The organism is Streptomyces synnematoformans (assembly GCF_039531005.1).
Lineage (GTDB): Bacteria > Actinomycetota > Actinomycetes > Streptomycetales > Streptomycetaceae > Streptomyces > Streptomyces synnematoformans.
Genome location: NZ_BAAAPF010000131.1, coordinates 1 through 18,105, shown reverse-complemented (window position 1 = coordinate 18,105; position 18,105 = coordinate 1). Strand labels below are relative to the sequence as shown.

Annotated in this window: 26 protein-coding genes and 1 pseudogene; 12 read left to right on the top strand and 15 right to left on the bottom strand. The window is 71.5% G+C overall.

The genetic code is table 11. From position 1 onward, the window contains the following. The coding region (locus ABD317_RS19650) for a transporter substrate-binding domain-containing protein (protein WP_344291256.1) at nt 1-960 on the top strand (960 nt) is incomplete at its 5' end. A gap of 81 nt (nt 961-1,041) precedes the next feature. Here ABD317_RS19650 and ABD317_RS19645 read toward each other — a convergent pair. Both ABD317_RS19645 and ABD317_RS19640 read right to left on the bottom strand, forming a co-directional pair. Then, complete coding sequence (locus ABD317_RS19645; protein ID WP_344291255.1) at nt 1,042-1,413, bottom strand: fucose-binding lectin II; 372 nt, start codon at nt 1,411-1,413, stop codon at nt 1,042-1,044. 194 nt (nt 1,414-1,607) lie between these two features. Beyond that, a complete protein-coding gene (locus ABD317_RS19640; protein ID WP_344291254.1) occupies nt 1,608-2,561 on the bottom strand; it encodes an NmrA/HSCARG family protein in 954 nt (317 codons plus the stop codon). A 176-nt stretch (nt 2,562-2,737) separates the two neighbouring features. Between ABD317_RS19640 and ABD317_RS19635 the strand changes: the two genes are divergently transcribed. Next, a complete protein-coding gene (locus ABD317_RS19635; protein WP_425582394.1) occupies nt 2,738-3,091 on the top strand; it encodes an ArsR/SmtB family transcription factor in 354 nt (117 codons plus the stop codon). Between the two features lie 195 nt (nt 3,092-3,286). After that, entirely contained in the window at nt 3,287-3,640 is a 354-nt protein-coding gene (locus ABD317_RS19630) for a WD40 repeat domain-containing protein (protein WP_344291253.1), read from the top strand. Here ABD317_RS19630 and ABD317_RS19625 read toward each other — a convergent pair whose 3' ends face one another. Both ABD317_RS19625 and ABD317_RS19620 read right to left on the bottom strand, forming a co-directional pair. Beyond that, complete coding sequence (locus ABD317_RS19625) at nt 3,641-3,931, bottom strand: NIPSNAP family protein (RefSeq protein ID WP_344291252.1); 291 nt, start codon at nt 3,929-3,931, stop codon at nt 3,641-3,643. 141 nt (nt 3,932-4,072) lie between these two features. After that, a complete protein-coding gene (locus ABD317_RS19620; protein ID WP_486389019.1) occupies nt 4,073-4,963 on the bottom strand; it encodes an NAD(P)-dependent oxidoreductase in 891 nt (296 codons plus the stop codon). A 144-nt stretch (nt 4,964-5,107) separates the two neighbouring features. On the opposite strand from ABD317_RS19620, the gene ABD317_RS19615 reads away from it, so the two are divergent. Further along, complete coding sequence (locus tag ABD317_RS19615) at nt 5,108-5,482, top strand: winged helix-turn-helix transcriptional regulator (protein WP_344291251.1); 375 nt, start codon at nt 5,108-5,110, stop codon at nt 5,480-5,482. Between the two features lie 219 nt (nt 5,483-5,701). Here ABD317_RS19615 and ABD317_RS19610 read toward each other — a convergent pair whose 3' ends face one another. The 3 genes from ABD317_RS19610 to ABD317_RS19600 all read right to left on the bottom strand — a co-directional run bounded on the left by ABD317_RS19610 (nt 5,702) and on the right by ABD317_RS19600 (nt 6,939). Beyond that, nucleotides 5,702-6,082, bottom strand: a complete 381-nt coding sequence (locus tag ABD317_RS19610) for a PIN domain-containing protein (RefSeq protein ID WP_344291250.1) — start codon at nt 6,080-6,082, stop codon at nt 5,702-5,704. Then, on the bottom strand, nt 6,079-6,348 hold the full coding sequence (locus ABD317_RS19605; RefSeq protein ID WP_344291249.1) for a hypothetical protein: 270 nt from the start codon (nt 6,346-6,348) through the stop codon (nt 6,079-6,081). The genes ABD317_RS19610 and ABD317_RS19605 overlap by 4 nt, the downstream gene beginning before the upstream one ends. Nucleotides 6,349-6,555: 207 nt before the next feature. After that, nucleotides 6,556-6,939 carry an ATP-binding protein gene (locus tag ABD317_RS19600; RefSeq protein WP_344291248.1) on the bottom strand — a complete coding sequence of 128 codons (384 nt, stop codon included), beginning with the start codon at nt 6,937-6,939 and terminating at the stop codon, nt 6,556-6,558. 210 nt (nt 6,940-7,149) lie between these two features. Here ABD317_RS19600 and ABD317_RS19595 point away from each other — a divergent pair, with 210 nt between their 5' ends. Both ABD317_RS19595 and ABD317_RS19590 read left to right on the top strand, forming a co-directional pair. Continuing rightward, nucleotides 7,150-7,956 carry a helix-turn-helix domain-containing protein gene (locus ABD317_RS19595; protein WP_344291247.1) on the top strand — a complete coding sequence of 269 codons (807 nt, stop codon included), beginning with the start codon at nt 7,150-7,152 and terminating at the stop codon, nt 7,954-7,956. After that, a complete protein-coding gene (locus tag ABD317_RS19590; RefSeq protein WP_344291246.1) occupies nt 7,953-8,207 on the top strand; it encodes a DUF397 domain-containing protein in 255 nt (84 codons plus the stop codon). Before ABD317_RS19595 ends, ABD317_RS19590 begins: the two co-directional genes overlap by 4 nt. On the opposite strand, the gene ABD317_RS19585 is transcribed toward ABD317_RS19590, so the two are convergent. Both ABD317_RS19585 and ABD317_RS19580 read right to left on the bottom strand, forming a co-directional pair. Next, the gene (locus ABD317_RS19585) at nt 8,167-9,483 is read right to left on the bottom strand and encodes a glycosyltransferase (RefSeq protein WP_344291245.1); all 1,317 of its coding nucleotides are present in this window, start codon (nt 9,481-9,483) and stop codon (nt 8,167-8,169) included. The two genes, ABD317_RS19590 and ABD317_RS19585, sit on opposite strands and share 41 nt — an antisense overlap. 87 nt (nt 9,484-9,570) lie before the next feature. After that, nucleotides 9,571-10,260 (bottom strand): GntR family transcriptional regulator, encoded by a 690-nt coding sequence (locus ABD317_RS19580; RefSeq protein ID WP_344291244.1) that lies wholly within the window; start codon nt 10,258-10,260, stop codon nt 9,571-9,573. Between the two features lie 108 nt (nt 10,261-10,368). Between ABD317_RS19580 and ABD317_RS19575 the strand changes: the two genes are divergently transcribed. Further along, nucleotides 10,369-10,926 (top strand): YbhB/YbcL family Raf kinase inhibitor-like protein, encoded by a 558-nt coding sequence (locus ABD317_RS19575; RefSeq protein ID WP_344291243.1) that lies wholly within the window; start codon nt 10,369-10,371, stop codon nt 10,924-10,926. Nucleotides 10,927-10,934: 8 nt separating this feature from the next. Then, nucleotides 10,935-11,354: pseudogene (locus ABD317_RS19570) on the top strand (metal-dependent transcriptional regulator); the annotation flags it as partial. 140 nt (nt 11,355-11,494) lie between these two features. Here ABD317_RS19570 and ABD317_RS19565 read toward each other — a convergent pair. The 3 genes from ABD317_RS19565 to ABD317_RS19555 form a co-directional block, all read right to left on the bottom strand. Further along, nucleotides 11,495-11,890, bottom strand: a complete 396-nt coding sequence (locus tag ABD317_RS19565; RefSeq protein ID WP_344291242.1) for a DMT family transporter — start codon at nt 11,888-11,890, stop codon at nt 11,495-11,497. Between the two features lie 29 nt (nt 11,891-11,919). Beyond that, on the bottom strand, nt 11,920-12,240 hold the full coding sequence (locus tag ABD317_RS19560; RefSeq protein WP_344291241.1) for a DMT family transporter: 321 nt from the start codon (nt 12,238-12,240) through the stop codon (nt 11,920-11,922). Between the two features lie 163 nt (nt 12,241-12,403). Next, nucleotides 12,404-12,958: a GNAT family N-acetyltransferase gene (locus tag ABD317_RS19555; protein ID WP_344291257.1), complete on the bottom strand. Its 555-nt coding sequence runs from the start codon at nt 12,956-12,958 to the stop codon at nt 12,404-12,406. Nucleotides 12,959-13,139: 181 nt separating this feature from the next. Here ABD317_RS19555 and ABD317_RS19550 point away from each other — a divergent pair, with 181 nt between their 5' ends. Then, nucleotides 13,140-13,742, top strand: coding sequence for a hypothetical protein (locus ABD317_RS19550; RefSeq protein WP_344291240.1), 603 nt, complete (start codon nt 13,140-13,142; stop codon nt 13,740-13,742). Between the two features lie 13 nt (nt 13,743-13,755). Here the strand turns inward: ABD317_RS19550 and ABD317_RS19545 are convergent, their stop codons facing one another. After that, nucleotides 13,756-14,589 carry an SDR family NAD(P)-dependent oxidoreductase gene (locus ABD317_RS19545; protein WP_344291239.1) on the bottom strand — a complete coding sequence of 278 codons (834 nt, stop codon included), beginning with the start codon at nt 14,587-14,589 and terminating at the stop codon, nt 13,756-13,758. A gap of 86 nt (nt 14,590-14,675) precedes the next feature. Between ABD317_RS19545 and ABD317_RS19540 the strand changes: the two genes are divergently transcribed. Together ABD317_RS19540 and ABD317_RS19535 are read left to right on the top strand one after the other, a co-directional pair. After that, nucleotides 14,676-15,128 (top strand): winged helix-turn-helix transcriptional regulator, encoded by a 453-nt coding sequence (locus ABD317_RS19540; protein WP_344291238.1) that lies wholly within the window; start codon nt 14,676-14,678, stop codon nt 15,126-15,128. Between the two features lie 232 nt (nt 15,129-15,360). Continuing rightward, complete coding sequence (locus tag ABD317_RS19535) at nt 15,361-15,891, top strand: DUF1062 domain-containing protein (RefSeq protein WP_344291237.1); 531 nt, start codon at nt 15,361-15,363, stop codon at nt 15,889-15,891. Nucleotides 15,892-15,952: 61 nt separating this feature from the next. Here ABD317_RS19535 and ABD317_RS19530 read toward each other — a convergent pair whose 3' ends face one another. Both ABD317_RS19530 and ABD317_RS19525 read right to left on the bottom strand, forming a co-directional pair. After that, nucleotides 15,953-16,525: a hypothetical protein gene (locus tag ABD317_RS19530; RefSeq protein ID WP_344291236.1), complete on the bottom strand. Its 573-nt coding sequence runs from the start codon at nt 16,523-16,525 to the stop codon at nt 15,953-15,955. A 139-nt stretch (nt 16,526-16,664) separates the two neighbouring features. Continuing rightward, nucleotides 16,665-17,060: a RidA family protein gene (locus ABD317_RS19525; RefSeq protein ID WP_344291235.1), complete on the bottom strand. Its 396-nt coding sequence runs from the start codon at nt 17,058-17,060 to the stop codon at nt 16,665-16,667. A gap of 62 nt (nt 17,061-17,122) precedes the next feature. Between ABD317_RS19525 and ABD317_RS19520 the strand changes: the two genes are divergently transcribed. Beyond that, a partial coding sequence (locus tag ABD317_RS19520; protein ID WP_344291234.1) for a helix-turn-helix transcriptional regulator occupies nt 17,123-18,105 on the top strand: 983 nt, incomplete at its 3' end.

Below are 18,105 nucleotides of genomic sequence, written 5' to 3'. Positions count from 1 at the left end.
GTGGCGGTGCCCACGGCCGGCTGCGCCGCGTCGCAGCAGGCGCCGACGACGGGAGCCCGGTCCGCGGCGCAGGCGGGGGCACCGGGAGCGCCGGGGGCGGCGGGGACGGCGGCGGAGGCCCCGCGGCAGGGAACGCCCGCCGGGGAGGACTGCGACACGACGGTGAGCCCGGCCCCCGGGAGCGGCAGCCAGAACGGACCGGCCGTCACCAAGATCAAAGACCGGGGCGAACTGATCGCCGGGGTGGCGCAGAACAGCTACCTGTGGAGCCACCGCACCACCGAAGACGAGCTGGCGGGCTTCGACATCGACCTGGTCAAACAGCTGGCCGACGCCCTGCTCGGCGACCCCGGCGCGGTGGAGTTCCGCACCGTACCGATCGACCGCCGCCAGCAGGCCCTGGCGGAGGGCGAGGTGGACGTGCTGGTGCAGGCCATGCCGATCACCTGCCGGGCGCTCCAGGGCACCCCGGAGGAACCGGCCGTGGACTTCTCCAGCCCTTACTTCGAGACCGGTCAGCGAGTCCTGGTCCCCGAGCACTCCGACATCACCGGCTTCAACCGCACCCTCAAGGGCAAGACGGTCTGCACCGCCTACGGCTCCAGCGGCTACGAGCTGCTGAGCGGCGAGGGCCAGGAGAAGTACGGCGCCTGGATGCGGGGCCGCCCCAACGCCCTGGACTGCCTGATGCTGCTCCAGCTCTCCCGCGTGGACGCGGTCCTGACCGACAGCGGACTCGCCGCGGGCATGGCCGCCCAGGAGGACGGCACCCGGCTGGCCGGCCCGCAGGTCGGCGACGACTCCTACGGCGTCGCGGTCAAGGACGGGGCGGACGACCTGCTACGGGTGGTCAACGCCACCCTGGAGCAGGCGGGCGAGGGCGCCTGGCAGCAGAGCTACGACCGCTGGCTGCGACCCTGGCTGGGCCCGGCCCAGCCCCCATCCCCCCGGTACGGCTGACACCGCCGCGGCCCCGGCGGAAACCACCGCGCCCCGGCCCGGCCCCGCACCCGGCGGAGGCGGGGCCGCGGGCCGGACCCGCTAGTAGACGAACTGAACGATGGAGTCGTTGAAGTCCGTGTCCCGTCCGTCCTCTGTGGAGATGGTCGTGATGGTACGGGCCGGACGAGTCGGCGTCTGGACCGTGTCGACCTTGAGGGTGCTCGGCTTGAAGGTCCTGCCGCCGTCCTCGCTGTGCTCCAGGGTGGCCGCGATAACCCTGTCCTGCGAGCGGTCCATTGCCGTCGCGCCGATCAACGCGTCTCCTTCGCCGGCTCCGGTCCACTCGTAGCCGTACGGGTTCCCGTCCGGCTTGATCGTCACCCTCTGCAACCACTGCGCATTGACCAGCGCCTCGATCCGTACCTGTCCGCGTCCAGCGGGGACCTTGATCTCAACTGTGTTACCGGCCATCTGACACTCCTTCAAAGAAGATGAAACACGAGGCGAAAGCGGCCCAGAGTGTCAAATCTATCTATCACGGTCCATAAGCCTTCCATGGCACATTAACGGCCTGTCGCAGCCGCCTACGCTGACCGTGTGGCGAACGACGACCTGACGCGGAGGCCCGCCGGGGCGGTGGGTGTCCGATCTCGTCGGCGACGGCTCTAGCTGCCGAAGGAGACCCGCTCGCCGCGCCAGTCGGTCCTGCGGAGAAACTGCTCCCAGCTCAGTGCGTGGGGATCGATCCGTCGGCTCCACTCCATGTCGCGGTCTTTTCTGAAGTATCCGAATTCCACCGCGTACTCGGCCATGCCGAGGATCTCGTCGACCAGCAGAGGGTTCTCTGCCAGCTCGGGGACGTGGGTCAGCAGGTCTTCCCGGCCGTAGGCGTTGCGGTACTCGGCCTTGAGTCCGGTGACGCGGGAGAACGCCTCGACCATCTCTCCCGGGGAGATGACGTCACCGACGACCGGCAGGGTGGCGCCGGCGTAGGCGCCCGGGTGGGAGAACACCTCAAGGGCGGCCGGTCCGGTCGCGGTGAGCGGGTCCACGAACGGGGCGCGGAAGTCTTCGGGGAGGTAGAAGGGGATGAGCACCCTGTCGCCGTCGATGCGAGGGGCGTAGTACTCCAGTGCGTTGGTGTAGAAGAACGAGAGCGAGACGAAGGTGTGCACGATCGGCAGGGTCCGAATGTGCTCGGCGACGAGCGCCTTGTCGGTGAAGTGCGGGGCGTACTTGGTGCCTGATGACCTCTCCTCGACGTTTTCGAGCGTGCTGAAGACAACGTGTCCCACGCCGGCCTCGACCGCGGCATCGGCCAGCTGGCGCCCGAGGGGGAACTCGACGGCGGAGGGCGGCGCGACAGGCGGCGTCATGAGGAAAGCCCCGTCAGCAGATTCAAACGCCTGCACGAACTCGCCCTGACGGTCCACTTCCAGGGGAACCGTGACGATCTGTGCGCCCATCCTCGCGAGGCTCCGGGCCTGGGCGGAGTCGGCGGTTCTGGTCAGGGCTCGCACCCGGAACCTCCTGCTCTCCAGCAGGGAGGTGACGACACTCCTGCCCTGCTTACTGGTCGCACCCGCGACGACGATCAACGGCTTGCCGGCATCGGACATCGTGCATTCCCTCTCCTGTGGGCCCGGTGCTTGTGCGGCGCCGACCGCGCCCTCACCGGGCATGAGCAGGAGTCGATCATATCGTTCAATCGCGATATGTCGATGCGACTTGATGGGGGTGCAGGTTCAGTACGTCACATCGGGATACCATGGTGCATGGATGCGAGGAGGAGGCCGTGGCGACTTCACACGCAACGGACCCGGGGAACGGCAGCCCCAGCCCCCTGGACGCGGTCGAGGCCCTGAAGGCTCTGGCGAACCCCGCGCGGTTGCAGATCATGAACTGGCTGCGGGACCCGCACGGCGAGTTCTCGCAGTGGGAGCCGATCGCCGACCGCGACGAGGTCGGGGTCTGCGTCAGCCATCTGCAGGCCAAGTCAGGGCTGGCGCAGTCAACGGTCTCGTCGTACATGGCAACGCTGGAGCGGGCGGGCCTCGTACGGTCCACGCGTATCGGCAAGTGGATCCATTACAAGCGCGACGAGGACATGATGTCCCAGCTCGCGGAGGCACTCCGCGGCACACGGTGACGCATTGCGGTGTCCCGGGTGTCTCAGGGGGTGGTCCCGTTCGAAGCGGCCGCGGGCTCCGGCTGGGGGCGGACCGGCCCGGCTCCTTGCCGCACTCGCTCGCGACGAAGCGGATGCGGCGGTGCCCTTGGCACCGGCGCAGCGCGCGGCGGCACGACTTCCGCACGCCACGACTCCGGCTGGTGCCGGACCGGTGTGGGACACGACCACCGCCAGATCCTCAGGGGCCACGAGGGGCGCGTCCGGGCGGTCGCCTGGTCGCCGGACGGTCGGCTCATCGCCACCGGGTCCGACGACCGCACGGTGCGCATCTGGTCGTCCGTGACCTGCGAAGAGGTCGCGATCTTAGGCGTACACCAGGACAAAGTGACCTCGGTTGCCTGGTCCCGGGACGGCACCCGCCTGCTCACCGGATCCTTCGACGGCACCGCCCGAGTGTGGGCCGCCGAGCCCGACTTCGACCGCGTTGAGGCCGAAGTCCGCGGTCGGGTCTTCCGCGTCCTCAGCGACGACGAGCGGCGGCACCACATGCTGCCGCCGACTTCGTGATCACCACTGCAGGTCGAGCGTCTCGACCGTGCGGTCATCGGTGCGCACCAGGTAGTCGTCCGGGTCGAGATCCATTGCTTCGCGCTCGGGCGAGGCCCAGTAGAGCGCGTTCCGTTCGTCGAAGGTCTCCGGGCCGTCGTACGAGATGAGCCAGACGAACTGGTTACGTTCCCGATCCGCCCAAGCGCCACCGATGGTGAAACCCAACGCCCGGCGCAGCGGCACGATTTCCGCACGCCACCGCTCCACCCGCTCGTCGAGCATGCCTTCCCGGACGGTGTAGGTGCGCAACTGGGTGGTCTAGGGCATCTCAGTCCTCCTGGATCGCACTCCCGGACCGCAGCGTACGCGTCGCGGAGCGGTCGGAGCGATGCTGCGCAACAGATTGGCGCCCAGGCAGCAGGAGTCGCCGGGGACGCGGCCGTGCAGTACTTACGCGTCCGGGTGCGGGGTGCGGATGCCGTCGATGATCCGCGTCCAGTTGTCGCCGCCGTGGCCGTCCCTGACCGCCCGGCGGTAGTGGCGCTGGACCGCACGCGGCAGGGCGAGATCGATGCCCGCCTTCTCGCTCGCCTCGACGATGTGGTCGGCGGTCGCACCCATCATGGTCGCGGTGCTGAGGTCGCCCGGGTGCTCGCCGGCGTCGATCTGGGCGGCCGGGCTCTCGCCCGCCTCCAGCATGGCCGGGATGCCGGCCAGGGTCGGCATCAGCTCCGGGAAGACGTCGCTCGCCTTGAGGCCCGCCGACTGCAGCAGTGCGACGGCGTGCGTGAGCGACGACAGGGTGGTGAGGAAGACGTCGAGGTTGGCCAGGTACATCAGCTGGGCCAGGCCGGGATCCTCGCCGAGGTAGCGCGGCGTCCCGATCCGGGCGAGCGTCCCGCTGTGCCGGTCCATCACCTCACTCGGCCCGCTGTAGTACGCGTACGCCGACGCGGTGCCGACCATCGGCGCCGGCACCATCACGCCGCCGGTGAGGAACGCCGCCCCGTGCCCGGCGGCCCATGCCGCGGCCTCGCGGCTGCGGTCCGGGGTGTCGGAGCTGAGGTTGGCCAGGGTGCGCCCGCGCAGAGACGCTGTCGCGCCGCCCAGGATGTCCCACATCGCCTGGTAGTCGGTCAGGCTGAGGATGATCAGGTCGCTGGCCGCGACGGCTTCCGACGGGGTGGCGGCGAGGTGCGCTCCGGCCGCGACAAGATCGTCAGCGCGACCGGGCGTGCGGTTCCACACCGTGACCGGATGTCCGGTCTGCATCAGGGTTCGGGCCATGGCCTGACCCATCGGCCCCAGGCCGAGCACGGTGACAGGTGAGTGAGCGGGCATGCGTGACCTCCTGGGAGGCGGTGAGAATTGATCACTTGCGGATCCAGCCTCGCCGCTGTCACCATCAACCGGAAGTACCCACTAAATAGTGGGGTACGCACCTGTTGGTCAGTGCCCCGCCCGCCTGAACCGAACGAGGTGCGTATGCCTGGCCGCCGAGGTCCCTACATCTGCGGGATCGATGCCGCACTGGACGTCGTCAGTGGAAAGTGGAAGGGCCTCGTCCTCTGGGAGCTGCATGTCCACGGCCCCCGGCGCTTCGCCGAACTGCGCCGAGCGCTCCCCGGGGTGAGCGAGAAGATGCTCACCCAGCACCTCCGCCAGATGGAAGAAGACGACCTCATCCACCGCGAGGTCTACGCGGAAGTGCCGCCGAAGGTCGAGTACTCGCTCACGGAAGCGGGCGCCGCACTCAACGAGGCTCTGCGTCCGCTCGGCGACTGGGGACGGAAACGCATCCGCCGAGACGGCCTCGAAGTCGCGGGTACGCCGCAACCGACGGAGCCGGCAGCCTCCTGACCCGCACTGTGCCCGCCGGCCTCGTCTCGGAGGGCATCCGGACGGTGCCTCCGGCGCCCCGGTAGCCCTCCACACAGATGTCCATGTCCAGGGTGGGCGATGACGCGACGGTTCCGGGCCGACAGCGATCGGACCCGTGCACCGCGTTGGGTGCGGTCAGTGGCCGAGCTGAAAAGCCTCAACTGTGGCGCCCCACTCCGGCCGGGGTGATGGACTCCCTTATGCGGGAATCGGCATCAGCGGGACGCCGAAGCCCTTGTATGTTTCCGCGGTGGTGGTGGCGATCTCCCATCCGGTGGCCAGAGAGACGCTCACGGCATGCAGGACGGGCCAGCCCTCGGCGGGGAACTCTGTGTTGCCCAGGCGGCCCATCAAGTCAGCGGACAGCCGGTCCACGGCCGAGACTTCGACGGCCGGCATCTGCGCGATGTGGGCGGAGGTCTCCGGCCGCCGGCGGGTAGCCTCGGCCAAGCACAGGCCGGGCACGAGGAGGGTGAACAGCGGATCTTCATGGGCAGCCACGATGTAGGCCGATGCCGTACGGTCACCCCTGCCGGCCGCAAGCAGGGCATGGTGGTCGAAGATGAGCCCGTCGCTCACGCGGCCGTCGCTCCGCCGCGAGCACGGCGCCCGGCGGTGCGGACCTTGCTGGCGGCCAGGGCCTGGCGCGCCGCGATCATCTCGTCGTCCGTGAGCGACTCGCCGTCCAGCAGGTGCTCCTCGATATAGCGGCGGGCTTCCTCGGCATGCCGCATGCGTTCGACCCGGCTGCGCATGGTCTCGTTGATCACGGAAGAGACCGAGGTCTCCTTGCCGTCGCTGACCAGTCTCTGCAGAGCGTCCAGAACCTCGGGGTCGAGCGTCACAGAGATCGGTCTCTTTACGTTCTTCGGTGGCATGATGCGATGCTTTAGCATCGTGTCCTCAGCGGGTCCGTGTGCACCGAGAATCGTGTCCTCGCTGGTCGAGCGGGACTCGGCGGTACAACCCCTCGCCCTTCTGGAGCTTGCCCCGCCGATGAGCCGGGGACGGGCGGAAGGGACGGAGTCAAGGGGGGCGCGGGCGGCATAGGGCTACGCTTTGACCTCGCACCATACGGTCTTGCCCACGCCTCTCCGCTCGGCCACCCCCCACCGCTCTGCCAGCGCCTCCACCAGCAGCAGCCCCCGCCCCGACTCCTCGTCTGCGGGCCACGGCTGTCCCAGGACCGGCACCCGCTCCCGGCGGGCGTCGGACACCTCGACGCGGATCACGCCGTCGACGCGGAGGCGCATCGCGAGGTGGAAGTCCCGGCCGGGGACCCGGCCGTGCAGCACGGCGTTCGCGCACAACTCGGCCACGACCGTCTCCACCTTCAGCGACACCGGCCCGCCGCGGGGGTGGCCCCACGTGTCGAGCCGCCGCACGGCGAGCAGCCGGGCGAGGCGGGCGCCGCGGCGGCTGGAGGTGAACTGCATGGCGAACGTCCGGGCGGGCGCGGTCGGTTGCGCGCCGGGGGCGCATTCCGCTTCTGGTGCAATCGTTGGGGGCTTCATGGGGCCCCACGGTGCCGCTGATGCGCATAACCTGGCCAGGCGTACAGCTGCTACGGAGAGTGCTGTACGTGTCACGTAGCGCTCGTGGGGAGGTAGGTCAGTATGGCGGAATCAGAGCGTCCGAGTCGACCGATGGGGGACGAGGGGTCGGGAATCCTCAAGACCTTCGGCAAGCAGCAGAAGATCCTGCGGGAGCGGCTCGGGATCACGCAGAAGCAGCTCGCGGACCGGATCGGCTACGGCGTCGACATGGTGTCGGCCGTGGAGCAGGGGAGGCGGATCCCGCGGCCGGAGTACATCGACCAGGTGGACGTGGCGCTGGAGGCGGGCGGGTTGCTGAAGGCGGTGAAGGACGAGGTGTCGCGGGCGCGGTATCCGGCGTTCTTCGAGGACTTCGCGGCCTTGGAGCGGGAGGCGGTGGAGCTGCACGCCTACGACTCGCAGGTGATCAACGGGCTGCTGCAGACCGAGGAGTACGCGCGCGCGGTGCTGGCGGCCCGTCGTCCACCGGTGCATGAGGACACCATCCAGCAGCGGGTGGCCGCCCGGCTGGACCGGCAGGCGATCTTCGACCGCAAGCCTGCACCGATGCTGAGCTACGTGCTGGAAGAGACCCTGCTGCGACGGCCGATCGGTGGAAAGGCCGTGCTCCGCGGCCAGTTGGAACACCTCCTCCGGATCGCGCGACTGCCGAACGTCGAGATCCAGGTCATGCCGACGGACCGCGAGGACCACGCGGGTCTGGCAGGCCCGCTGCACTTGCTTGAGACGGAGGACGGGCGCAGGATTGCGTACGTGGAGGTGCAGGGCACCAGCCAGCTGATCGTGGACCGGAAAACGGTCCGCGAGATCGAGGTGCGCTATGGCATCATCCGGGCGCAGGCGCTGACGCCTCGCGAATCGCTCGAACTCATCGAGAAGATCCTGGGAGAGCTATGAGCACGCTGGCCTGGTTCAAGAGCAGCTACAGCGACAGCGAAGGGGGAGCCTGCATCGAGGTCGCCCTCGACTGGCACAAGTCGTCCTACAGCGGCAGTGACGGCGGCCAGTGCGTCGAGGTCGCCGCCACCCCCGCCGCCGTCCACGTCCGCGACTCCAAGGACCCCGAAGGCCCCACGCTCACCTTCTCCGCCGACGCCTGGGCGGCCTTCACCGCCTTCGCCGCCACCTCAGCCACCGCACCGCGGTAGCGGACCCCCGGCGCAGCACCGCCGCCGCCAGGTGGCGGAGGGCGTAGGCGCTGCCGTACGCCGTGCCGCGGCAGCGCCGGGCCAGGTCGCGGGCCGGGCCGCGAGGGCTCCCGGTCCGGGCCTGCTCGACCAGTTCGGTGAAGATCGCCTCGTGGCGGGCGGCGATCCGGGCCGGGTCGAAGCGTGCGGACGCGGCGCGGGCGGCGGCTCCGGTGCGGCGGCGCAGGTCGTCGTCCTCGATCAGCTCCAGGAGGGCGTGGGCGACGGCGTCGGCGTCGCCGACCGGCACCAGCCGGCCGTCCACGCCGTCCTCGATGATCTCGCCCGGCCCGTGCGGGCAGTCGGTCGCGACGACCGGCAGCGCGCAGCGCATCGCCTCGACGATCGTCATGCCGAAGGACTCCTTGCTCGACGTGACCGCGGCGATGGAGCCCTTGACCCACTCCGGTTCCATGGGGTGGGCGTTGCCCATCAGGAAGACGTGCCCGGTGAGGTGCCGGTCGGCGATGAGCGCGGTGAGCGCGTCGCGTTCGTTGCCGGTCCGGTCGCCGCTGCCGTAGATCCGCAGGTACCAGTCGGGGCGGGCGGCGACGACCTTGGCGAAGGCTTCGACCAGCAGGTCGTAGCGCTTGACCCGGGTCAGCCGGCCCGCCGCGACGACGACCTTCCCGCGGCCGTCGGCGGGGGCGACGGCCGGCTCCGGCACGCTGTTGGGGACGGCTTCGATGCGTACGCCGGGCAGCTTGAGCCGCGTGCGGTAGGCGTGGGCGTCGGCCTCGGTGACGGTGGTGACGGCGTCCAGGAGGGGGTAGCGGAAGCCGAGTTCGCGGCTGAGGCGGTAGCCGTGGCCGTCGAGCGTCAGGTGCTCCTGGGCGATGCGGACCGGGCCGCGGCGGGTCTGGCGGGCGAGGTGGACGTTGAGCCCGGGGCGGGTGCCGACGACGACGTCCGCGGTCGCGGAGCGCAGGTAGGCGCCGATGCGGTCGTCGGTGAGCCTGCTGTACTGCCGGTACCTGCCGTCGTGGCGCGGGAAGACCCGGGCGGGCCTGCGGTGGTCCGGCAGGTCGCCCGCGTAGTCCGGGCTGCTCCGGCGCAGATCGACGAGGGTGCGGATGGCGACGCCGTCCGGCCTGCCCATCAGGGGCTCGTCGCGGTGCCGGAAGACGGAGACCAGTTCCACGTCGTGCCGCTCCGCGAGGGCCTGGGCGAGGTTGAAGGTCGTGCGGATGGTGCCGCCGATTCCGTACGTGTTGTGCAGCAGAAACGAAATGCGCATGCGCGGTCGTGCCCCCCAGATCCAGTCGAACGGGGCTCAACCGCCCCGTCCCTCCCACTGGTTCTTCGCCGCACGCGCTGTTTCGGTTCAGGTGGACGCCGGGTGGGTGGTGAGGGCGGCCGCGGTCTGGGTGAGGTGCCGGGTGAGGATGCCGGCGGCGGCGTCGGCGTCGCGGGCCAGCGCCGCCTCCTCCAGCCGGCGGTGCTCCTCGATGCCGTCCCGCCCGGGGGTCTGCTGCGCGGCGAAGCGGCGGGCCAGTTCGCTGGCGGTCCACATGCGGTCGAAGGTCTCCAGCAGGACGGGGTTGCCGCAGCCCTCCAGCAGCGTGCGGTGGAAGACGCGGTGGGCCTCCGACCACGCCTCGCTGTAGTACGCGCCCTCCCCGGGCCCGTACGGCTCCGTGCGGGCCAGGCGGTGGTGGGCGGCTCGTACGCGCGCCTCCCAGTCGAGGTCGCCGCGCTCGACGGACATGCGCAGCACGACCGGCTCGATGGTCCGGCGGGCCTCGGCGATCTCCTGCCAGCGGCGGTCGTCGAGGGCCGGGACGGCGAAGCCGCGGTTGGGGAGCCGGTCGGCGAGGCCGTCGCCGACGACCCGTACCAGGGCTTCGCGTACGACGGCCAGGCTGACGCCCTGTTCCTGGGCGAGGTCGTGCGGCTTGAGGGGGGAGCCCGGGGGGTGGTCTCCGCGCATGATCGCGTCCCGCAGGTGTGCGTAGACCTGCTCGGAGAGCATCCGCTTCCCCGGTGCGGTCGAGGTGTGTGCCGGCTGGGTCATGCGGCCATCGTAGACGACTCGACAGATAATCGATTATCCGTGTTATGGTCGATTCTGGTTGGCCGCGGGGCGGCCTGACCGAGCGCACAGCCTGAGAGGAATGACGCGATGCACGCCAATGCCAGAACCCATGCCAACGACCCCTTCGCCCGCCTCCCCGAGGCGGCCGCCTTCACCGTCACCAGCGCCACCGTCGCCGACGGCGCCGCCTGGGCGGCCGAGCAGCTCTCCGGCATCTCCGGCGTCCCCGGCGGGAAGGACATCTCGCCGCAGCTGTCCTGGAGCGGCGCCCCGGCGGGCACCCGGAGCTACGCCGTCACCGTCTACGACCCCGACGCCCCCACCGGGTCCGGGTTCTGGCACTGGGCGGTCGCCGACATACCCGCCACCGTGACCGAGCTGCCCGCCGGGGCCGGGGACGACGCCGGTTCCGGCCTGCCCGAGGGCGCCTTCCAACTGCCCAACGACGCCCGCGCGGCCCGCTTCGTCGGCGCCGCCCCGCCCCCGGGGCACGGCCCGCACCGCTACTTCACCGTGGTGTACGCCCTCGACGTTGACTCCGTCGGCGTTCCGGCCGACGCCACCCCGGCGGTCCTCGGGTTCACCATGTCCGGCCACACCCTCGGCCGCGCGGTCCTGACCGCCACCGCGGAAACCCCCGCCTGACCCACCGCATGTCCCGGCTCATCGACACCACGCAGATGTATCTGCGCACCATCCTGGAGTGCGAGGAGCGCGGCGTGATCCCGATGCGCGCCCGCATCGCCGAGCGGCTGCACCACAGCGGGCCGACCGTCAGCGAGACCGTCGCCCGCATGCAGCGCGGCGGTCTGCTGCACGTCACCGGCGACCGGCGGCTGGAGCTGACCGCGGCGGGCCGGCGGATCGCCACGCGGGTGCTGCGCAAGCACCGGCTCACGGAGTGCCTGCTCGTCGATGTGATCGGGCTGGAGTGGGAGCAGGCGCACGCCGAGGCCGGCCGCTGGGAGCACGTGATAGGCGAGGCCGTCGAACGCCGCGTCCTCACGCTGCTGCACCACCCCACGCGGTCGCCCTCCGGCGACCCGATCCCGGGCCTGGCGGAACTCGGCGAGAACAGCCGGCCGGCCACCGCCCCGGTGGGCGCATCGGCGCGCCCACCGGTTCCGGACGGGGGCGGCCCTCGGCCCCGGCGGTGAGCCGGTGGGCCGCGGGCCCTGGCCGCGTCCGCGGTGGCCGGCGGGGGAGAGGGCCGTCAGTGGCGGGCGGGGGCGTCGGAGAGCTTGAGCCAGACGACGCCCGCGATGATCACGGTGAGCCAGAGGGCCTTGGCCGCGGTGAGGCTCTCGTCGAAGAACACCGGGCCGAGGAGCGCCGCTCCCACGGCGCCGATGCCGGCCCAGACGGCGTAGCCGATGCCGACGTCGATGGTGCGGAGGGCGACGCTCAGGGCGTAGAGGGTCAGCAGGAAGAAGACGACGGCGACGAGGGACCAGGAGAGCACGGTGAAGCCCTCGCTGCCGCCCACGGAGAGGGCGTAGCCGACCTCGAAGGCCCCGGCGAGGAGGAGGACGAGCCACGACCGCGCGCGGTCGACGGCGGGCGCGGCGGCGGTGGCGGCGGCGCCGGTGGCGGCGGGGTTGCTGGACATGCGGGTTTCCGTTTCGTGAGGGAGGAGCGTCATGCCGTTCCGCTGAGCTGCAGGCCGACGACGCCGACGATGACCGCGGCGATGCCGGCGAACGTGCGCCAGTCGAGACGCTGGCCGAAGAAGAGGGCGCCGAGGACGGCGATCCCCACGCCGGCGACGGAGGTCCAGATCGCGTAGCCGACGCCGACGTCGAAGGTGAGCAGCGCCCGGCTGAGGAAGTACGTGGCGAGGCCGCCGCTGACCAGCGTGGCGGCGGTCCAGGCGGGTCGGGTGAAGCCCTGCGCGCGGCCCGCGGAGAGGGCGACGGTGATCTCCAGGACGACGGCGATGCCGAGGTGCAGCCAGTGCATGAGGGGCGTCCTCTCGGGTCGGGGGTGCTGCGACCCGTACAGCGTGGAACTTCACACCGGTGTCAACTGCAAGAGGAGCGCCGGGCGGGCACATGGCTGCCGGTACGCGCGTAGCCCGTCCACGGATGGACGGCCGTACACGTCCATCCGTACGGTCAGTGCCTCACTTGAGATCCGCGGACAGCGCCGCGTAGATGTACTCGCTGCCCCAGCGATCCCCGTCGAGGTCGTTCTCGACCAGGTGCGCCTCCCGGCGCATCCCGAGGCGCTCGCAGACCCCCACAGACCCGGTGTTCTCCACATCCAGCCGGGCGTAGAGCCGGTGCACGCCCAGCGTGTCGAAGGCGAACCCGGCCAGCGCCGCGGCCGCCTCGGTCGCGTAGCCCTGTCCCTGGTGGCGTGGGTCGAGAGTCCAGCCGATCTCGGCCTGGGCGGCGCGGGCGTCGGCCAGCTTGAGGCTCACCTCTCCCAGGACGCCGGGCTCGTCGCGTCGGCAGACAGCGAGCGCCAGCCCGTCCCCGTCGGCGTGCCAGGCCGTCTGCGCCGCGCGCTCGGCGGCCACCTGCTCGCTGCGCTCACGCGTGTGCGCCGGCCGGTACAAGTAGCGCGCCACGCTCGGCAGGCTCTGGTAGGCGTGCAGGTCGTCGGCGTCGCCGGGGGTGAACAGACGCAGCGACAGCCGGGACGTGGTCAACGGCAGCAGCGAGGCGACGTCCATGCGGACCTCCGGGACGCGGATGTGGATCACGTTGCGGACGGATTGTCACATCACGACGGCCCGGCCGCCACGCCATTTCAGGAGCAGTGGTCGGCAGCCGCGCGGACCCGCCCAGGTGGCAAAAGGGGTATTTCGGGCGTAGCGTCGACGTGGAGCCCTACGGCATCGGAGGCGAACGAAGATGCTGCCGAGCACCGCGAGCAAGGCACGCTACGCCGTCGGAACCGTCCTCGTGCTGGTCGGCGCGGTGGCCGTCGTCTGGAGCGTCTGGCGTCCCTGGTACAACGGCCGCGACGGACGGTACTACCAGCTGGGCGACGTCTTCGACGGCATCAGCAACACCCGGGCCCAGCTCTTCGGTTCGCTCTTCCTGGCGATGGCGGCGGCCGCGTTTCTCGCCCTCCTCGGGATCCTCAGGCGCTCGCGCCTCCTGGTCGTGCTTGCCGGGCTGCTGGTGCTGTTCATCACCGGCCTGTGGATGTTCCGGCAGGGGCAGGCGGTCGACGGGCTGAAGGTCAACACCGACGGGACCGGCCTGGACGTCGGGGCGGCCAACGCGGTCATCGGCGCCGCGCTGATGCTGATCGGCGCGGGCGTCTGGGGCAACCAGCGCCGCCGCCGCGCCATCCCCCACCCCGAGCAGGAAGCCCCCGACCAGCTCGCTGCCCGCCGCCGCTCCGCCCTGCCGACGTCCACCGGACCCGGCCCGGGCCCCCGGCAAGGCGCGGACACCCCCGCGGACACCCCCGCCGACCGGCCCCAGGAGCCGCCCCGCGCCGCCTGAGGGCGGGCAGGCCTCAGCCGTGGCGGCGGAGCAGGTCCTCGGTGTACGCGGTCAGCCGCTCGGCGTCTTCCGGACGAAGCGTCTTGAGGGACGCATCGAGCGGCTTGCCCCTGTCGACGGCCGTGTGCGGGTCGCGGGGCGGGTCGTCGATCCAGTCCACGACCGGTCGCACCGACTCGGCCACCGGGCGGGCGAAGAACCGGGCGAGGAGCCTGAGCGAGCCGCGGACCAGGCGGAGGTCGTGGTTATCGACGCCGCTGCGGGTGAAGCCGGGGTGGTAGGCGACGTAGCGGGTTCTGGTCGCGGTCCGGTTCGCGAAGGCGACGCCGAGCAGGTCGTTTGCCCGGGCGGCCTGGAGTTGGGCGCGTACGGGGCCGTAGCGCCGGGTCAGCTGGGGGTCGTCCCACCGGATTGCACCCGCGGTGTTGCCGACGCCGGCGACGTTGACGACGACGGGGGCGGGGGCTGCGTCGAGGAGCGGGAGCAGGCGGTGGCTGAGGAGGTAGCGGCTCAGGTAGTAGAGGGCGAAGGTGAACTCCAGGCCGTCGGCCGTCTGCTTCCGCTTCCTGCTGACCCGGTTGGCGAAGAGCGCCAGCGCGTCGATCGCCTCGTACTGCCCGCCGATGTCGGCGACGACCCGTTCGACCTCGGCGATCGAGGACAGGTCCGCGCGTACGAAGCGCAGGTTCGGGTCGGCGGCGCGGTCGAGCAGGGCACGGCCCTTGTCCTCGCTGCTGCCGATGACGGTGACGCGGTCGCCGCGGCCGAGGCGTTCCAGCGCGACCGCTCGGCCCATGCCGTCCGTGCCGCCGCTGATTATCACGGTCTTCTGCGGTTGGCCCGGCACGGCGTCCTCCATAGGATCGGCATTGAGATCTGCATCGGCCGGTCCATCGTCAACCGCGGCGCCACAGGCGGAAAGAAGGCAGTTTGATGTCCGGTACGCACACGGATGTGCCCTCGGTGCTCGCTCACGAGCTGCCCCGCCCGGTGCCGGCCGACGAGTTCGCCGCGTGCCCGGTCGGGGAGGTGTTCCGACGGGTGGGCGACAAGTGGAGCATGCTGCTGGTGATCCTGCTCGGCGGCCGTCCGCACCGGTACAACGAGCTGCACCGTGCCGTCGAGGGCATCAGCCAGCGCATGCTGACGCGCACGCTGCGCACCCTGGAATCCGACGGGCTGGTGCACCGCCGGGTGCACCCCACCGTGCCGCCCAGCGTGGAGTACAGCCTGACCCCGCTGGGGCGGAGCCTGCTGGAGCCGGTGTCGGCGCTGGCCGACTGGGCGGTGCGGCACGAGGCGGAGATCAACGCGTCCCGGGCCCGGTACGCCGACGCGCCGTTCGGGCGGCCGGACGCGCCGGTGAGTGATCCCGCCGTGCGCTGAACCGGCGGTCAGCCGCCCGAAAACCGGTGGAGCCGCGCCGCCGCGTGCCGTTACCGTGCCGACTGCTCCAGTCGTCGAGGCAAGGGCGTGCCGTTGTACACCGTGTGAGACCTCACAAGCGCTGATCGGTCGCGCGTCGTACGCCGCTTCGTGCGCGTGCGCCGTGCTGCTTTTTGCTGCGGTTTTCTCACACAGATTCCGGTGTACTTCTGTGCTCACAGACTGGTTTGTCATGCCCACCCGTCTGCCTCTCGTCCGCCGCCGCTGTCACGCGTGCGCGTCCGGGCGGCGGTTCCGGGCCAACGGCAAGTTCCGTGTCAACGCCCACCACAAGCTCCTCGACGCCTGGCTCCTCGCGCACTGCACGGCCTGCGGGGAGACGACGAAGCTCGCCGTGCTGGAGCGGGTCAACGTCCGTTCCGTACGTCCCGAAACCCTCGCCCGCCTGCACCACAACGACATCGGCCTCGCCGCCGCGCTCCTCCAGGACCCGGCCGTCCAGCGCCGCAACCGCGTCGCGCTCGACTGGACCGGCGCCTGGCGGCTCGACACCGGCGGCACGGACCACCTGGACCGCGAGGTCGTCGACGTGACCGTGCGCTTCGAGGCGCGGATCCCGGTCCGGCCGGTGCGGTTGGTCGCCGACGGGTGCGGGCTGGCGCGGGCCGAGGTGGAGAGGCTGGTCGAGGAGGGGAGGCTGGTCTCGGCCGTGCGTCTGACCGGCAGGCTCTCCGGCGACTTCACGTTCACCCTCAAGCGCTGACCCCGCGCGGCAGGCCCGGGGGTCTGTCCGGCGACATCTGCCGGGCAGGCCCCCGCCGTGCTCACATCTGTCCGTACCTGACGTGGAAGCTGACGGTCTTGTCGTCGCCGAAGTCCGCGATCATGCTGTAGTGCTCCTGGGCGGGCAAGAAGCTCTCGGCGAGGAAAACGCTGTTGTGCAGCAGGAAGTCGCGGTCCATGTTCTGGACGCGCAGGGTGCGCGGGTGCAGGCGGGCGACCTCGTGGTAGCGGCCGAGCCGGCGGTGCCACAGGGTCAGGCGGTCGCCCTCGACCACCGCCACCAGCCGCCGCCGGAGCAGCCGGGCGAGCAGGGTGAGCGGCACGCCGTCTATCTCGTCGTACGTGACGTGCGACTGCCGGCGGCCCCTTGTGTCGAGCCCGGTGACGGCTTCGATGCGCACCCAGCGGACCTTCATGCCGAGACTGCTACTCCCGTAGCTGCGCAGATGCGCGCTGAGGGCCCGATGGGAGCCGAGCAGGTAGCGGTGCCGGTACAGCGGCAGCAGGACGAGAAGCAGACCGGCGGCCGCGAAGCCCCAGGGCCAGCCACCGCCCAGACCGTAGCCGATCACCCACGTGAAAACGAGGATGACGAAGAAGCCGAAGCAACTCATGGCTCCCCACCTCCCCCGCCCCGAGCCCGGGACCGTCGAGTGCCGTCGACCGGCGAGCCAGTGTGCCGCGGCCGGCCGGGGGCCCGTCCCGGGGCCGGGGCCCGGAGGCGGGGCGGGGGCGCCCGGAGGCGGGGCGGGGTCACGCTACGGCGGTGCCCTCCAGTTCGACCAGCAGGGTGGGGATCGCCAGCCGGGTGACGCCGAGCATCGTGGTCGCCGGTGCCGCCTGCGCGGCGGCAAGGCGGCCGGCCAGCGCGCCGTAGTGCTGGAAGAGCAGGTCGACGTCGGTGGTGTAGACGTTGAGGCGGACGAGGTGCGCGAGGGACATGCCGGCGTCGGCGAGTACGGCCTCCAGGTTGTCGGCGCTGAGCGCCAGTTGGGCGGCCATGTCGCCGGCGTGCTGCGGCGTGCCGTCGGGGCTCATGGCGGTCTGGCCGGAGAGGTAGAGGGTCCGGGTGTGGCCGGCGACGAGTTCGCCCTGGTTGAAGCCCATCTCTGCGGACCAGGTGACCGGGTTTATCGCGGTACGTTCCATGGGCGTCAGCCTCGCAGCCAATCACGACATCCTGTGTCGTATATTCTGCTAGATTTTTTCGTGTGCGCGCCGATCGTCTGGTCTCGCTGGTGCTGCTGCTGCGCCAGCGCGGCCGGCTGTCCGCGGCCACGCTCGCCCGCGAGCTGGAGGTCTCCACCCGCACCGTGCTGCGCGACATCGACGCGCTGTCCGCGGCCGGCGTCCCGGTCCACGCCGAACGCGGCCGGCACGGCGGCTTCGCGCTGCTGCCCGGGTTCCGTACGGAGCTGACCGGGCTCAGCCACGACGAGGCCCTGGCGCTCCTCATCGCCGGATCGCGGCGCGGGGCGCAGGCGTTCGGCCTCGGCTCGGCGCTGGCGTCGGCGATGCTCAAGGTGGTCGACGCGCTGCCCGCCGGGTACCGCGACACCGCCGCGGGCGTGGCCGAACGGCTGCTCGTCGACCCGGAGACCGATCTCCTCGCCCGCCCGCTCACCGCCGACGACGTACCGGACGACGTGCTCGCCGCGATCCGCGGCGCGGTGTTCGCCGGGCGCCGGCTGCGCATCCGGTACGCCCCCGAGGGCCGCCCCGCGGCGTGGCGCACGGTGGACCCGATCGGCCTGGTCACCGTGCGGGACCGGGGCTACCTGCTCGCGACGCGGGCCGGCGCCGACCGCACGTACCGGCTCTCGCGGGTGCGCGCCGCCGAGGAACTCGCCGAGGCGGCGGCGCGGCCGGAGCGGGTCGACCTGGACCGGGTCTGGCAGGAGCGGAGCGCCCGGTTCCGTGCGGGCGGGGAGCAGGTCGCGGTGGAGGTGCGGCTGACGGCGGCGCGGCGGGAGGAACTGGTCGGCACGGCGCTGGCCGTGCTCGCCGAGGAGGCGGAGCCGGACGGCCGGCTGCGGCTGGAGGCGGCGTTCCAGGACGCGCGGCACGCGGAGTGGGCGGTGTGGCAGCTGGGGGCGGACGGGGAGGCGCTGGCGCCGGAGTGGCTGCGTACGGCGCTGCGGGACCGGGCGGCGACGCTGGCGGCGCGGTACGCGGGGGCGCCGGGGGCCGGGGC

Coding starts and splice junctions, on each gene's coding strand:
- ABD317_RS19590 (WP_344291246.1), top strand. CDS start 7,953: ATGAGCACGCTGGCCTGGTTCAAGAGCAGCTACAGCGACAGCGAAGGG.
- ABD317_RS19575 (WP_344291243.1), top strand. CDS start 10,369: ATGCACGCCAATGCCAGAACCCATGCCAACGACCCCTTCGCCCGCCTC.
- ABD317_RS19525 (WP_344291235.1), bottom strand. CDS start 17,060: ATGGAACGTACCGCGATAAACCCGGTCACCTGGTCCGCAGAGATGGGC.
- ABD317_RS19615 (WP_344291251.1), top strand. CDS start 5,108: ATGCCTGGCCGCCGAGGTCCCTACATCTGCGGGATCGATGCCGCACTG.
- ABD317_RS19535 (WP_344291237.1), top strand. CDS start 15,361: ATGCCCACCCGTCTGCCTCTCGTCCGCCGCCGCTGTCACGCGTGCGCG.
- ABD317_RS19585 (WP_344291245.1), bottom strand. CDS start 9,483: ATGCGCATTTCGTTTCTGCTGCACAACACGTACGGAATCGGCGGCACC.
- ABD317_RS19540 (WP_344291238.1), top strand. CDS start 14,676: ATGTCCGGTACGCACACGGATGTGCCCTCGGTGCTCGCTCACGAGCTG.
- ABD317_RS19550 (WP_344291240.1), top strand. CDS start 13,140: ATGCTGCCGAGCACCGCGAGCAAGGCACGCTACGCCGTCGGAACCGTC.
- ABD317_RS19555 (WP_344291257.1), bottom strand. CDS start 12,958: ATGGACGTCGCCTCGCTGCTGCCGTTGACCACGTCCCGGCTGTCGCTG.
- ABD317_RS19600 (WP_344291248.1), bottom strand. CDS start 6,939: ATGCAGTTCACCTCCAGCCGCCGCGGCGCCCGCCTCGCCCGGCTGCTC.
- ABD317_RS19530 (WP_344291236.1), bottom strand. CDS start 16,525: ATGAGTTGCTTCGGCTTCTTCGTCATCCTCGTTTTCACGTGGGTGATC.
- ABD317_RS19560 (WP_344291241.1), bottom strand. CDS start 12,240: ATGCACTGGCTGCACCTCGGCATCGCCGTCGTCCTGGAGATCACCGTC.
- ABD317_RS19620 (WP_486389019.1), bottom strand. CDS start 4,963: ATGCCCGCTCACTCACCTGTCACCGTGCTCGGCCTGGGGCCGATGGGT.
- ABD317_RS19595 (WP_344291247.1), top strand. CDS start 7,150: ATGGGGGACGAGGGGTCGGGAATCCTCAAGACCTTCGGCAAGCAGCAG.
- ABD317_RS19640 (WP_344291254.1), bottom strand. CDS start 2,561: ATGTCCGATGCCGGCAAGCCGTTGATCGTCGTCGCGGGTGCGACCAGT.
- ABD317_RS19645 (WP_344291255.1), bottom strand. CDS start 1,413: ATGGCCGGTAACACAGTTGAGATCAAGGTCCCCGCTGGACGCGGACAG.
- ABD317_RS19565 (WP_344291242.1), bottom strand. CDS start 11,890: ATGTCCAGCAACCCCGCCGCCACCGGCGCCGCCGCCACCGCCGCCGCG.
- ABD317_RS19580 (WP_344291244.1), bottom strand. CDS start 10,260: ATGACCCAGCCGGCACACACCTCGACCGCACCGGGGAAGCGGATGCTC.